At 71.9% G+C, this 14,023-nt stretch carries 12 protein-coding genes; 3 read left to right on the forward strand and 9 right to left on the reverse strand.

The features are described from left to right. Positions 1-78 precede the first annotated feature (78 nt). Positions 79-1,878: an MGMT family protein gene (locus AAH991_RS28940; RefSeq protein WP_346229082.1), complete on the forward strand. Its 1,800-nt coding sequence runs from the start codon at positions 79-81 to the stop codon at positions 1,876-1,878. Between the two features lie 34 nt (positions 1,879-1,912). Here AAH991_RS28940 and AAH991_RS28945 read toward each other — a convergent pair whose 3' ends face one another. Genes AAH991_RS28945 through AAH991_RS28965 form a run of 5 tightly spaced genes read right to left on the reverse strand, consistent with a single transcriptional unit; the run spans position 1,913 to position 6,087 of the window. Next, complete coding sequence (locus AAH991_RS28945; protein WP_346229083.1) at positions 1,913-2,461, reverse strand: ADP-ribosylglycohydrolase family protein; 549 nt, start codon at positions 2,459-2,461, stop codon at positions 1,913-1,915. Next, positions 2,446-2,673 (reverse strand): hypothetical protein, encoded by a 228-nt coding sequence (locus AAH991_RS28950; RefSeq protein ID WP_346229084.1) that lies wholly within the window; start codon positions 2,671-2,673, stop codon positions 2,446-2,448. The genes AAH991_RS28945 and AAH991_RS28950 overlap by 16 nt, the downstream gene beginning before the upstream one ends. A 12-nt stretch (positions 2,674-2,685) precedes the next feature. Beyond that, the gene (locus AAH991_RS28955) at positions 2,686-3,897 is read right to left on the reverse strand and encodes an acyl-CoA dehydrogenase family protein (protein ID WP_346229085.1); all 1,212 of its coding nucleotides are present in this window, start codon (positions 3,895-3,897) and stop codon (positions 2,686-2,688) included. A gap of 55 nt (positions 3,898-3,952) precedes the next feature. Then, complete coding sequence (locus tag AAH991_RS28960) at positions 3,953-4,918, reverse strand: glucosyl-3-phosphoglycerate synthase (protein ID WP_346229086.1); 966 nt, start codon at positions 4,916-4,918, stop codon at positions 3,953-3,955. Between the two features lie 35 nt (positions 4,919-4,953). After that, complete coding sequence (locus AAH991_RS28965; RefSeq protein ID WP_346229087.1) at positions 4,954-6,087, reverse strand: MFS transporter; 1,134 nt, start codon at positions 6,085-6,087, stop codon at positions 4,954-4,956. A 215-nt stretch (positions 6,088-6,302) separates the two neighbouring features. Here AAH991_RS28965 and AAH991_RS28970 point away from each other — a divergent pair, with 215 nt between their 5' ends. Further along, positions 6,303-6,902: a TetR/AcrR family transcriptional regulator gene (locus AAH991_RS28970; protein WP_346229088.1), complete on the forward strand. Its 600-nt coding sequence runs from the start codon at positions 6,303-6,305 to the stop codon at positions 6,900-6,902. Positions 6,903-7,107: 205 nt separating this feature from the next. Here AAH991_RS28970 and AAH991_RS28975 read toward each other — a convergent pair whose 3' ends face one another. Continuing rightward, positions 7,108-8,580, reverse strand: coding sequence for a helix-turn-helix domain-containing protein (locus tag AAH991_RS28975; protein WP_346229089.1), 1,473 nt, complete (start codon positions 8,578-8,580; stop codon positions 7,108-7,110). Positions 8,581-8,824: 244 nt separating this feature from the next. Between AAH991_RS28975 and aceA the strand changes: the two genes are divergently transcribed. Continuing rightward, complete coding sequence (gene aceA / locus AAH991_RS28980) at positions 8,825-10,117, forward strand: isocitrate lyase (RefSeq protein ID WP_346229090.1); 1,293 nt, start codon at positions 8,825-8,827, stop codon at positions 10,115-10,117. Between the two features lie 105 nt (positions 10,118-10,222). Here aceA and AAH991_RS28985 read toward each other — a convergent pair whose 3' ends face one another. The 3 genes from AAH991_RS28985 to AAH991_RS28995 all read right to left on the reverse strand — a co-directional run bounded on the left by AAH991_RS28985 (position 10,223) and on the right by AAH991_RS28995 (position 13,919). Continuing rightward, a complete protein-coding gene (locus AAH991_RS28985; protein WP_346229091.1) occupies positions 10,223-11,035 on the reverse strand; it encodes an ABC transporter ATP-binding protein in 813 nt (270 codons plus the stop codon). A 45-nt stretch (positions 11,036-11,080) separates the two neighbouring features. Beyond that, positions 11,081-12,769, reverse strand: coding sequence for a serine/threonine-protein kinase (locus AAH991_RS28990; RefSeq protein WP_346229092.1), 1,689 nt, complete (start codon positions 12,767-12,769; stop codon positions 11,081-11,083). 169 nt (positions 12,770-12,938) lie between these two features. Further along, a complete protein-coding gene (locus AAH991_RS28995; RefSeq protein ID WP_346229093.1) occupies positions 12,939-13,919 on the reverse strand; it encodes an alpha/beta hydrolase in 981 nt (326 codons plus the stop codon). Positions 13,920-14,023: the final 104 nt, after the last annotated feature.

The raw sequence follows: 14,023 nt of genomic DNA on the forward strand, positions 1-14,023 counted from the left end.
CGCACCACGCTCGAGCTCCTGCGTGAGGCAGGGCGGCCGCTGCGACCGGAAGAGGTTCGCAAGGAAGTCGAAGGGAGAGTGACGATACCCCCGGAGCTGCGGGGGCCCAACGCGCACGGCCAGGCGCGGTGGTGGGCGCAACTGGGCTTCCGCACGGGAGAGGCCGCGTCGCTCGGCTGGATGACCAAACGGAACGGCTGGGCGATCACCGAAGCCGGTGTCCGCGCGCTCGACGACTTCGAGGGCACCGAGCTCTACCGCGAACTGGCGCGTCAGTACCGGGCGAGGAGGCTGCCGCCGCAGGGTCGTGTCTACAGTGACCCCCGCTGGAACGTCGTCCTGGAGGCCCTGGAGCGTCTGGAACCGGGCCACTGGACCACGTACGGCGACCTGGCGGCCCTGGTGGGCATGTCCGCGCAGTCGGTGGGGGGCTTCATGGCCGAGACCGCCGACACGGGCCATGCGCATCGGGTCCTGCAGTCGGGAGGGCTGATCTCCCCGCAGTTCCGCTGGCTGGACCCGGAACGGACCGATGATCCGCGTGAGGTGCTCGAGAAGGAGGGCCTGACCTTCGACCACGCCGGCCGGGCCGACCCGCGGCGGCGCGTCACCGCCGACCGGTTCCGCACGATGCTCGCCCAGGCCGGCGTCGTCCTGCCCCCGGCGGGCGGCCCCGAGCCCACGCCTGCGCCCGACCCGACTCCTGCCGCGTTCGAGCAGTTCCAGCAGAACCTCGGGTACGCCCGGCAGCTCGTGGACGGGGGCCGCAACCTGGAACAACTCGCGGTCGGCTCCTTCGACGTCACCGACCTCTACCGCGCGGCCTGGACCCAGGCCGTGGCGGCCCTCGACCACTGGGTCACGCGCGAGATCGTCGACCGGGCCGTGGGCCTCGCGCTGACCCCGGGAGAGCCCCGCCCCCACAAGTTCAACAACTTGAGCATCCCTGTGGAGTTGTTCGAGGACATCCACCACCGCAAGGAAGACCTCGGCAACGCCTTCCGCGGGCATCTCGAGCGTCATTTCGCCTTCATGACCTTCCAGAACCCGGAGAAGATCAAGGAAGGGTTCGCGCACGTCAGCACGGTGAACCTCTGGGTGAGAGTCGCCGAGGTCCTGACCGGACAGGACGCGAAGAATCCGATCACCGCGGACGGCGTCCGTACGAGGCTGCGGGAGATCGCCTGGCGCAGGAACAACATCGCCCACACCGCGGACCACGATCCGGTACGCCCCGGGCAGAAGGCCCCGATCACCGCAGACGAGGCTGCGGCGACGATCGACTGGCTCGAGACGATGGCCATCGCCATCCAGCTGGCCCTCGGCGACACCCTTCCCGCTCCGAACCCCGACGGCCCGAGCGACATGCGCGGCGCCCCTTCGGCAGCAGGGGCGGGACAGGCCGCCGGCTCCCGCGTGAAGCGCACGTGGGACGAGCCCGGCTTCCTCGAGGCCCTCGAGGAGCTCTGCCCTGCCGATGTGCGCGACACGCTGCTGGCCGTCTACCGTCACGCCGAGAGCCATCCGTCTTTTGACGAGTACTACTTCGGCGACGGCGAGTATCCGTCGGTGACCGCCTGGTTCAACCTCGGCTCCGACAAGGCCTCCGTATGGAGCATCTACACCGGCCCGGCCAAGTCCGTGATGGCCGTCAACTTCGGGTCCATGCACAACCACGGCGCATCACGACAGCGCATGGCACGGCTCGCCGAGAGGCTCGGCGTCCTCCCGGGATCGGGCCACCTCCGCGATCAGCTCGAATCCGCCGGCTACGCGAAATACCCCTCGCTCCAGCCGGCCGCCCTCGCGCGTCCGGAGTCCCGGGAGGTCATCATCGCGGCCCTGAACGAGTTCCTGACCGGCGAGCCAGCCCGCTGACCACGGCGACCGCAGGCCCTGTAACCCGGCGAGATCACCATCCCGGGTAGCGGTCGAGCCAGAACGGGTCCTCCGGAGGCGTGTATTCGCTGCCGCTCGGGCTGTCGGTCACCTCCGCGACCAGGTCGCGTGCGAGGGTGTCCATGACCCAGGTCGACTCCAGCCTGCTGAGGAGCTCGACCGGCCACACGCCGGCGCCGTGCAGTGCCCCCAGCATGGCGCCGGCGACGGCGGCGACGGAATCGGCGTCGGGCGCCGCGGCGGCGAAGGTGAGCGCCTCCATCGCCTCGGTCGCCTCGGAGCAGGACGCCGCGGCGTACAAGCCGCCGAGGAAAGCGGAGGGCGCGGTGGCATCGGGCGCGATCCGCGCCAGCCGGGCCTTCTGCCGGGGAGTTTCCCGCGCATGGGCGAGGACCGCACGAGCCTCATCGAGAAACGTCCCCACCTCCGGCGGCCGGAGCAGACCGTCATCGGGCTCCGCCGCTTCGTCCAGGGAACGCGTGGACAGGCACCGCCCGGTCAGGACCACAGCCGCCGTCGCCTCGTACGCGCGCGGGTCGCCGTACGTCAGTAGGCGTGCCACACCACCGACGGCGGGTGACAGATGCCCCTGTGCGCCGCGCGGACCGACGCCCGGATGACGCCGTCGATCGTGAAGGCCGCCAGCTGCGTACTGACTCCCGTCCGGATGGGCCCCGACGCCGGCACCGCGTCACGGCTCACGCTCTCGCCCAGCGCGAGGCCCAGCACGAGGCCACGGACCCGGTTGGCCCAGGTGGCCTGCTCCTCACTCATATGACTGGCCCCTCAGCGGACGGGCAGGCCGGTGACGGAGCGGCCGATGATGAGGCGCTGGATCTCGCTGGTGCCCTCGAAGATGGTGAAGATCTTGGCATCGCGGTGGAAGCGCTCCACCGGGTGCTCGCGGGTGTAGCCGGCCCCGCCGAGGATCTGGATGGCCTGCTCGGTCACCCAGACCGCCGTCTCGCTCGCGACCAGCTTGCTCATCGAGCCTTCGGCCTGCTCGAACCGCCGGCCGTGCCGGGCCATCCACGCGGCCCGCCACGTCATGAACCGGGCGACGTCCACGCGGGTGGCCATGTCGGCCAGCAGGAAGGCGACGGCCTGGTTCTCCCCGATCTTGCGGCCGAACTGCTCGCGCTCGCGCGCGTAGTCGCGGGCGTACTCGAAGCCCGCGCGGGCGACGCCGACCGCCATGGCGGCGACGAGGGGGCGGGTGGTCTCGAAGGTCCGCATCGCGGCCTGCTCGCCCGAGCGCGCGCCGGCGCGCACCCGCGCGAGCCGCTCGTCGAGCTTCTCCTTGCCGCCCACCAGGCAGCGCCCCGGCACCCGTACGTCCTCCAGGACGACCTCGGCGGTGTGGGAGGCGCGGATGCCGTGCTTCTTGAACTTCTGCCCCTGGGACAGACCCGGGGTGCCGGGCGGGATCACGAAGGACGCCTGGCCCCGGGTGCCCAGTGACGGGTCGACCGAGGCCACGACGACGTGGACGTTGGCGATGCCGCCGTTGGTGGCCCAGGTCTTCACGCCGTTGACGACCCACTCGTCCTTGGCCTCGTCGTAGACGGCCCGCGTCCTGATCGCGCCGACGTCGCTGCCGGCGTCCGGCTCGGAGGAGCAGAACGCCCCGAGCTTGACGTCGTCGGGAGTGCCGAACATCTGGGGCAGCCACTCCCCCATCTGCTCGGGGGTGCCGTTCGCGGCGATGGAGGCGGCGGCCAGGCCGGTGCCCACGATCGACAGGCCGATGCCCGCGTCCCCCCAGAACAACTCCTCGAACGCCACGGGCAGGCCGAGCCCCGACTCCTCGAACCACTGCTGTGCGAAGAAGTCGAGCGAGTACAGTCCGATCTTGGCGGCCTCCTGGATGACCGGCCAGGGCGTCTCCTCACGCTCGTCCCACTCCGCACCCGCCGGGCGGACGACGTCCCTGGCGAACTCGCGGACCCAGTCGCGCACCTCGCGGACGTCGTCGTTCAGCTCGGGGCAGAAGGTCATCTCAGGCTCTCCTCTCCTTAAGTGTTACCAACGGTAACACCTCGGCGGGAGCCGGTCAGCGCAACCGGGACGCGTACTGCGGGACCGTGGCCATCGGCGGGCGCTCGGCCACTCCGACGTGCCGCGTCAGCGGGCGGTGCCCGGCGGGACCGCGTTCGAACTGGACCAGCCGCGTGGACGGCTCGTGCAGCGGAACGACCTTGTGATGGCGCTCCAGCCGCGCCCAGGCGGTGTGCATGATCTGCCCGGCCATCCCGCCGAGCGCCTCCGTCGACTGGTGGGAGTGGACTCTGCGGCCCAGGTCGACCTGCGCGAGCGCGTCGAGCCCCACCAGGTCCAGCAGGTCGATGAGCAGCCCCAGCTCCACGCCGTACCCGGTGACGAACGGCACCCGTTCGAGCACCGCGCGGCGGCCGGCGTACTCACCCGCCAGAGGCTGCACGAACCCGGCGAGCAGCGGCCAGTGCAGGTTGAGCAGCGGCCGGGCGACCAGCTCGGTGACCCTGCCCCCGGCGTTCGGCTCCGCCGCGCCGAGCAGCGGCCGGTCGTAGCACGCCTTCACGTATCCGACCGCGGGGTCGGCCAGCAGCGGCCCGAGCAGGCCGGTCACGAACGAGGTCCGGAACTCGCGCAGGTCGGCGTCGACGAACACCACCAGGTCGCCGGTCGTCACCGCGAGGGACTTCCACAGCGCCTCGCCCTTGCCGTCGTAGCGCGGCTCGTGCAGCTCGGGCAGGATCTCGTCCTGCGCGAAGACCTTCGCCCCGGCGCGTAACGCCCGGGCCGCCGTGTCGTCCGACGACCGGGAGTCGATCACGACCAGCTCGTCCACCAGCGGCACGGCCTCGACGAGGTCGCGGCGCACGGCGGAGACGATCTCCCCGACCGTCTCCTCCTCGTTCCTCGCGGGCAGCACCACCGAGATCGAGGCGTCCGCCTTGGCGGACAGCAGGGCGCGGGCCGGCCAGTCGGCCGCCGACGAGGTACGCCGACTCAGCCAGGCCTCCACCTCAGGCAGCACGCCCGTCCTCCCCCTGTCCACCGGCTTCACTGGCATCACCTTATGCGGCGGCCGGAGGAGGCGATCAGCACGAGCCCCCCTCCGAGCGCCAGCACCCCCGCCACGCCGTACATGAGGCCGGCGAAGCCGTACGGCGCGGCGGCCGAGGCCACGACCGGGCCGATACTGGCTCCGGTGAACAGGAAGAAGGTGAACAGGGAGACGGCCGTGCCCCGCGCGGGACCGGCCAGCAGGCCCACGGTCTCGATCACGGCGGGAGCGGCGACGCCGATCGCGAAGGCGAAGACGGCCAGCAGCACCGCCAGAGCGGCGACACCGGGGGCGGCCAGCCCGACCACCAGCGCGAGCACTGCGGCTATGACGACGGCCAGCGCCGCCCTGCGGGCCGGGGAGATCCGGGCCAGGTACGGCGTGGCGAACGGGATCGCCACGATCGCCGGCAACGCGGTGGCCCGCAGCGTCAGCAGCGCGGAGGGATCGCCGGCGATGCCCACGGGGCCCTCGAGCTGCAACGCGGTGTAGAGGGCGACGAACGCGCCGAGAATCGTCAGCGTCGCGGCGTACACCAGCACCAGGCGCGGGTTGCGCAGCAGCGCCGGGACGACGGCGTAGGGGTTCGCTCCGGCACGCCGGTCGGCGTCGGGCAGCATCACCCGGCGCAGCACCAGGGCCACGACGGCGAACGCGGCGCCGCCGAGCAGGAAGACGGGCCGCCACCCGAGCAGGTCGACGAGCGCCTTGGCGGCGAGCTGCGCGACCACAGCCGAGGCGAACAGCGCGCTGACCACGGCGGTCATCGTGACGGCCCGGCGGCGGGGTTCGACGCGCTCGGCGATGTACGCGAACGCGGTGGGGGCGAAGACGGCGGTGGTGATGCCTTCGGCCACCCGCAGGGCGAGCGCCGCCCCCGGGCCGGGGCTCAGCGCGACCAGCGCGGTCGTCACCGCCGTGGCCGCCATGCCCCAGGTCATCACGCGGCGCCTGCCGTACAGGTCGGACAGCGGGCCGAACAGCAGGAAGCCGCCCGCGTAGCCGAGACCGAAGGCGCTCACGAGCCAGGTGAGGACGGCGGTGGGTGCGCCCCAGTCGGCCGACATATGCGTCAGCAGGGGGATCACGACATAGAGGTGCCCGGTGGCGAGGAGCCCGGCCGGCACGAACGCGGCCACGGTGCGCCACGTCGGCCCGTACGTCTCGGATGATGCCGCAGAGGCGTCCGGTGCCCCCGGTGCCGCAGGTGGGGAAACGACGGAAGTCGATATGTCCATGGCGGCGACGGTAACCAACCAACCAGTTGGATGTCAACCAACTGGTTGGTGGCAGGATGAGTATGCTGAGGGTCCGTCCCTGAGCCCCCGCCCGTTCGTGAACACGGAGGAAGCCGATGTCGCCCCGCAAAAACGCCAAGGACCCCACCGCCGCCACCAAGGCCGCCCTGTTGGAGGCCGCGCGGACGGAGTTCGCGGCGTACGGCGTGGCGGGCGCCCGGGTGGACCGCATCGCCGAGCGCGCCGGGGTCAACAAGGAGCGGATCTACGGGCACTTCGGCAGCAAGGAGAAGCTGTTCGACACCGTCATCAAGGCGGCGCTCGACGAGGTCGCCGCGGCGGTGGCGATGCCGGGCAAGGACCCGGCGGATTACGTCGGCAACCTCTTCGACTTCTACTCCGCCCACCCCGACCTGGTACGCCTGCTGATGTGGGAGGCGCTGCACTACAGGGGTGAGGACGACCTGCTGCCCGGCCAGGAGCTCCGGGTGGACAAGTGCCGGTCAAAGACCGAGTCGCTCGCCGAGGGCCTCGGCCGGGAGCCGGACGACTCTGTCGCCCGAATGGTGTTCTCGCTGGTGGGCATGGCGATGTGGCCGAGCGTCATGCCACAGCTCGCCCGGATCACGGTAGGTGAGGAGGCGGCGACCCCCGAGGGACGCGAGGCGCTGCGCGAGCACCTCGTGGCGTTCGTCCGTGCCGCCGTCGGCAACTGATCCGGCCGTCGAGACCGACCAGCACCGGCGGGAACGACCGGCGCCGTCGGGAACCGACGGCGCCGGCCTCCGGCAGACGTCAGAGGCGTCGCCGCGCCGGCTCCGCACCGGCCACCCGGACATGTGGTGCCGGCTCTCGCCCGATGTGGCGAAGACCGCCGCCGGGAAGCCGGCCCATCGCGCTGAGCGCCATTGCGCCGGCGGCTCAGCCGTGGGCGGCGTGGCGCTCCAGGAACGCGTACACGTCGGCCTCGTCGACGCCGGGGAACGACCCGGGCGGCAGCGCGGCCAGCACGTGGGAGTTGGCGCGCGCCGACGGCCAGGCGTAGCCCTCCCAGCGCTGCGCGAGCTCGGCCGGGGGGCGGCGGCAGCACTCGCCGTTCGGGCAGTTCGACTTGGTGCGGTGGGTGGTCTCGCGCCCCCGGAACCACCGCGACTCCCGGTACGGCACGCCCAGCGTGATCGCGAAGTCCTTCTCCTGGGACGGGTCCACGTGGGCGACGCAGAAGTACGTGCCGGTGGGCGAGTCGGAGTACTGGTAGTACAGCGAGAACCGGTCGGGTGAGAGGAAGACCTGGCGGCCCGACCACTGCTGGCACAGCCGCTGCCCCTCGATCGCGCCCTGCTCGTCGGCGGGGAAGACGATCCCGTCGTTCTCGTACGCCTTGTAGATGATCCCGCCGGCGTCGTTGCGGACGAAGTGGCACACCAGGTCGAGGTGGCGGGTGGCCAGGTTGGTGAACCGGTGCGCCGCCATCTCGTACGACACCGCGAACACGTCGCGCAGGTCCTCCACCGACAGCGCCTTGTCCTGCTTGGCCTCCCGCAGGTACGGCACGGCCGCCGCCTCGGGGACGAGGACGGCCGCGGCGAAGTAGTTGGCCTCCACCCGCTGGCGCAGGAAGTCGGCGAAGTCGCGCGGCTTGTGGTGCTGGAGCGCGATGTGCCCGAGCGTCTGCAGCAGCACGGTACGCGGGGTGTGCATGCCCAGTTGCTGGCGCTTGACGTAGATGCGCCGGTTGCGCAGGTCGGTCACCGAACGCGCCGAACGCGGCAGGTCGGGCGCGGTGTGCACGGTGAACCCGAAGTGCGACACCAGCGCCTGGACGGTGCTCTCCGACAGCGCGCCGGTCCGGTAGCCGACGGCGGTCAGGGCCTCGGCCGCGGCCTTCTCGATCTCCTCGAAGTAGTTGCCCAGCTCGCGCTGCTTGCGCCGCAGCTCGGCGTTGGCGGCCCGCGCCTCCTCCGGCGTGGCCGTGCCCTTCGCCTCCCTGGCCTTGAGCTCCTCGAACAGGCCGAGGATGTGCTCAAGCACGTCGTTGGGCACCCGGGCGGAGACCTTCAGCCGGCTCAGCCCGAGCCCCGCGTAGAGCGGGTCGCGCTGGGCCTCCTCCAAGGCGATCTCGAGCTGGGCCCGCCGGTTCGGCGCCTGCCTGCGCAGCAGCTCCTCCACCGGCACGTTCAGCGCGGCGGCCAGCGACTTCAGCAGCGAGAGCTTGGGCTCGCGCTTGCCGTTCTCCAGCAGCGACAGCTGGCTGGGCGCGCGCCCGACGCGGTCGCCGAGCTCGGAGAGCGTGAGACCGCGCTGCTTGCGCAGGTGCTTGAGCCGCTGGCCGAAGGCCAGGAGATCGAGCTCGTGCGTCAAAGACAGCGGTTCTTCGCCCAGGACGGAGGTCATGACTCGATCTTATGCGGAAAATCGGCGCTTCTTCCAGCAGTACGTGATCCACCTCACGCGGATTGGTCTAGTCCACATCGAAAACTTCGCGTTTCTTCACCGCTAAATACCCACCAGTCTTGCTTCCAACAGAAGTTTTGACGTTCTTTCGAGAGGTGCCGCCTTGTGAGTGTCTTGATATCGACACAAACTCGGAAGCAAGCCCCAGGTGACGACAACGTACGCAACAAGGGAGTGACCGGAGATGTCGGATCGCCTCACCGCCGCCGCCCAGCGGCTGCAGCAGGACTGGGACACCAATCCGCGATGGAGCGACGTCGAGCGGACCTACACGGCCGAGGACGTCGTCCGCCTGCGCGGCTCGGTGCAGGAGGAGCACACGCTGGCCCGGCTCGGCGCGGAGCGCCTGTGGGACCTGCTGCACCACGAGGACTACGTCCACGCGCTGGGCGCGCTGACCGGCAACCAGGCGGTCCAGCAGGTGAAGGCCGGCCTCAAGGCCATCTACCTGTCGGGCTGGCAGGTGGCGGCCGACGCCAACCTCAGCGGCCACACCTACCCCGACCAGAGCCTCTACCCGGCCAACTCGGTCCCCGCCGTGGTCCGCCGGATCAACAACGCGCTGCTGCGGGCCGACCAGATCAGCTGGGCGGAGGGCGACGAGGCCGCCCCGCACTGGCTGGCACCCATCGTGGCCGACGCCGAGGCCGGATTCGGCGGCGTGCTCAACGCGTTCGAGCTGATGAAGGCCATGATCGCGGCCGGCGCCGCGGGCGTGCACTGGGAGGACCAGCTCGCCTCGGAGAAGAAGTGCGGCCACCTCGGCGGCAAGGTGCTGATCCCCACCGGCCAGCACATCAAGACCCTGAACGCGGCCCGCCTCGCGGCCGACGTGGCGGGCGTGTCCTCTCTGGTCATCGCGCGGACCGACGCCCAGGCCGCGACGCTGCTGACCAGCGACGTGGACCCCCGCGACCGCGCCTTCTGCACCGGCGATCGGACCGCCGAGGGCTTCTACCGGGTCCGCAACGGCGTCGACGCCTGCATCGCCCGTGGCCTGGCCTACGCGCCGTACGCCGACCTGCTGTGGATGGAGACCTCCACGCCCGACCTCGACGTGGCCCGCGAGTTCGCCGAGGCGATCAAGCGGGAGTACCCCGGCCAGATGCTCGCCTACAACTGCTCGCCGTCGTTCAACTGGAGGAAGCACCTCGACGACGCGACGATCTCCAAGTTCCAGCGCGAGCTGGGCCACATGGGGTACAAGTTCCAGTTCATCACCCTGGCCGGCTTCCACTCGCTGAACTACTCGATGTTCGACCTGGCCCGCGGCTACGCCGAGGAGGGCATGACGGCGTACGTCGGGCTCCAGGAGGCCGAGTTCGCCGCCGAACGGCTCGGCTACACCGCCACCCGCCACCAGCGGGAGGTCGGCACCGGATACTTCGACCTGGTCAGCACGGCCATCGCGCCGGACTCCTCCACGACGGCCCTGAAGGGCTCGACGGAGGAGGCACAGTTCGCCGGGGCTCACTGACCACAGCGGACCCAGGTCGACGGCGGCCCCGCCGCCGATCCGCAGGCCACCCCCGCGGGGGTCTGACGGATCGGCGGCGGGGCCTCGCCGTGCCCGGCGCGGGGGTCAGACGCGCAGCGCGCGGGCGTACCAGCGGCCGTCCAGCGAGTCGATGCGCAGCCGCCGGCCGAAACAGTCCGACAGGTTCGGACCGGTGAGCACCTCGTCCACGGGACCGGCGGTGACGATGCGGGTGTCCCGCATCAGCAGCGCGTGCGTGGTGGTGGCCGGCACCTCCTCCAGGTGGTGCGTGACCATCACGGTCGTGAGCCCCTGCCGGGTGCGCGCCAGGTCCTCCAGCGCCTCGATCAGGTCCTCCCGCGCCGGCAGGTCGAGGCCCGCGAACGGCTCGTCGAGCAGCAGGATCGCCGGGTCGGCCATCAGCGCCCTCGCCACCCGGATCCGGGCCCGCTCCCCCTGCGAGCACACCTGGAAGCGCCGGTCGGCGAGGTCCTTGCAGCCGAGGTCGGCCAGCAGCCGGTGGGCCCGATCCCGTTCCTCGTCGCCGTACCGGTCCCACAAGGGCGCGCTCGTCGCGGTGTGCCCGGTGAGCACGACGGTCAGCGCGGTGGCGCCCTCCTCCTCCAGCAGCGACTCGTCCACGAGCCGCTGGCTGGCCGCCACCAGTCCGATGCTCCGGCGCAGCTCCCGCAGGTCGACCCGGCCGAGCCGCCGCCCGAGCACCGTGGCCGTCCCCGAGCTCGGGTGGCGTACGGCCGCGGCGACCGAGAGCATCGTCGTCTTCCCGGCGCCGTTGGGGCCGAGGATCACCCAGTGCTGGCCGTGCTCCACCCGCCAGTCGGCCCCGGTCACCAGGGTCCGGCCGACCACGCGGACGGTCACGTCGTCGAGTTCGAGAGCTGCGTCCATCACGTCCATGGGCACCCAGCATGCTGCATGAACGCGTCTGCTCACGACCGCGTATCAGGGGATGGACGGCGCCGGAACGGACACCACACCGGGCGACTCGCTCACCGGCGGCGGGGCCGGGCTGGGCGGCGGCGACTCCCCGTCCCCCCACTGCGGCTCGGCGGTGACCCCCGTCGACGGCGCCGGGGAATGCCCCTGGCCGGGGTGCCCCGGCTGGCCGGAGTGCCCGGGCTGGCCGGACTGTCCCGACTGGGCCTGCGGGGACGGACGGGCAGGGCGGCAGTCCCTCGGCCGCCCGGTGCCGCAGTGCCCGTCCGCCGGTGGGCGCAGCGTCACCCCGGCCGACGGCGGCGAGGGCGCCGTGGTGGTCGGCTCGCCGTCCGGGGTCGCCGGCCCGGGCGGCGGCATGGTCCGGGTGGCCGTCACGGTCACCCTCGGCCGGGCGGCGTCCGCGATGGGCACCACCGGAGGCCGCGAGGTGCCGGGCACGTCCTGCGGCGGCAGGGCGCCGTCCTCGCCGGGGACGACCACGGGCAGCGCGGGCGGCGGATCCGCCGTGCTCTCCATGCGGGCCGCCCCGGTGCCCGCAGCGACCACGGTCATCGCGGCGATCGTCACGGTGGCGAGCGCGGTGAAGCCCGCGTGGGACATCTGCGCCCCCGAGCGCGCCGCGCGGCGCCGGGCCACCCTGCCCTGTGCCGCCCCCTGTGCCGCCGCCTGTGCCACTTCCTGCGGCACTCCCGGTGCCGCTCCCCGCGCCGCGCCGGCCTGGGTGCGCGCGGCGCGTACGGCCGCCCGGCCGGGGGCGGTGCCCGCCGGGTACGGCACGGGCTGCCAGATCTCGTCGAGCACCGCGGCCACCGCGCGCCGGGGGTCGGCCGCCGCGTGGACCCCGCCCGCGGCGAGCAGGAAGGCCAGCAGCCGGGCCGCGTCGGGGCGGTCGGCCGGCTCCCGCCGCAGCGCCGCCGCCACGCCGTCCCACAGCGGCTTCGGCACGGCGTCGATCCTGGGCTCCTCGACCAGGATGCGCCGCGTGAGCACGTCGAGGTCGCCGGCGCCGAACGGATGCCGCCCGGTGGCCGCGAACGCGACCAGGCAGCCCCAGGAGAAGACGTCCGAGGCGGGGATGGCGTGGTGGCCCCGCAGCCGCTCGGGCGCCACCCAGCCCGGGCTGCCCATGATCTGCCCGGCCTGCGTGTGCGCCATCGCGACGTCGAGGTCGCGGGCGATCCCGAAGTCGATGACGAACGGCCCGCGCGGCGACAGCAGCACGTTGCCGGGCTTGAGGTCGCGGTGGACCAGCCCGGCCTCGTGCGTCGCCACGAGCGCGGCGGCGGTGCCGAGGGCCACGCCGTACGCGAGGTCGGGCGTGAGCGGCCCCCCGGCGGCGACGACCTGCGAGAGCGCGGGGCCGGGGACGTACTCGGTGACGAGGTAGGGCCGGTCGCCGTCGAAGCCGTCCTCGATGACGGCGGCGGTGCAGAACGGCGTCACGCGGCGGGAAAGCGCGATCTCCTCCGCGAACCGGGCCCGCAGCGTGGGGTCGCCCAGGTGCATCGGATGCGGCGTCTTCAGGGCGGCGTACCCCCCGCCGGGATGCTCGGCCAGGTAGACCACGCCCATTCCGCCGCTGCCCAACCGGCCGAGCAGCAGGTAGCGCCCGACGACGACCGGGTCGCCCACGGTCAGCGGGCGCACACCGGGAGGCATGCCGTTCTGGAAGGCCGTTCCGCCACGTGCCATACGGAAGCTACCTCTCTCGAAGTGCCGCACAGCCACTGTGGCCGGTTGGAACGCGCCACGCGCTCAACTAGCGCCAAGCGGCATGAGAGGTAAGCCCAATGGCACCTCTAGGTAAGGTCAGCCGGAGAAACCCCAGGTCACATTGGTCCCATTAACCCCAAAATGACCCCTACGCGGCCTCGGCGCCCGCGGCGGAGCGGTGGACGTCGACGGCGTCGAGGAAGCGGGAGACGTGATCGAAGAACAGGCGGCCCTCGGGGAGGACGTCGGCGAGGAGGGGGAAGATGTGCGGCATGCGGTTCCACTCCTCGTAGGTCACCTGCACGCCGTTCTCACGGGCGCTGAGGGCGACATGGCGGGCCTCGTCGCGCAGGACCTCGGTGGAGCCGGTGACGATCATCAGCGGGGGGATGCCGGTGTAGTCGCCGTAGACGGGGGACACGAGGGGGTCGAAGCAGTCGAGGCCGTCGGTCCAGCGGCGGGCGAGCCAGTCGACACGGCCGGCGGGGAGCATGGGGTCCGCCCAGACGTTGACGCGGCGGCGGCTGGAGCTGAGGTCGGCCCAGGGGGACAGGCAGATCCCGGCGGCGGGGAGGGGCATGCCGCGGTCGCGCAGGGACAGCAGCGTGGCCAGGGTGAGGTGACCTCCGGCGGAGTCCCCGGCCAGCACGATGTCCTGTGGGGCGTATCCGAGACCGAGCAGGCACTCGTACGCCTGGAGCGCGTCCGTCAGCGACTCGGCGAGGGAGTGGACCGGCCCCTGGCGGTAGTCGAGCGAGAACACCGGGCGGCGGGCCACGGCCGACAGCCGCCAGGTGATCGGCCGGTGGGTGGCCGGGGAGCAGACGAAGTAGGCCCCGCCGTGGAAGTAGAGCACCACCTTGCCCTCGTCCAGGCCGGTCCCGCCGTGCACCCATTCCCCGGTGCACGAGCCGAATCCGTCTGGAACGATGGACACGTGCTTGGGGAGCATGCCGGGAACCCGCTCTCCGAGGCAGATGATGCGGCTGGCGACGGCCATCCCCGCGGTGTTGCGCACGAGAATGGTGGAGATCGGCTTCATGGTGCCCCGCAGAACCCCGTTGATCGCGGCGGCCTGCCAGCTGACCGGATATTCCGGACGGATGTCTACATTCAGCTCATGCTCCATGCAAGCCTCCCAAAAGGGACATTCCCCATTAGGTCATCCGTTCTACCGGTTGGCATGTTTCACTCCCCTTACAGGGGTGTTACGAGCAGGTAACGACCGGAGGT

Origin of the sequence: Microbispora sp. ZYX-F-249 (assembly GCF_039649665.1) — a bacterium.
GTDB classification, from domain to species: domain Bacteria; phylum Actinomycetota; class Actinomycetes; order Streptosporangiales; family Streptosporangiaceae; genus Microbispora; species Microbispora maris.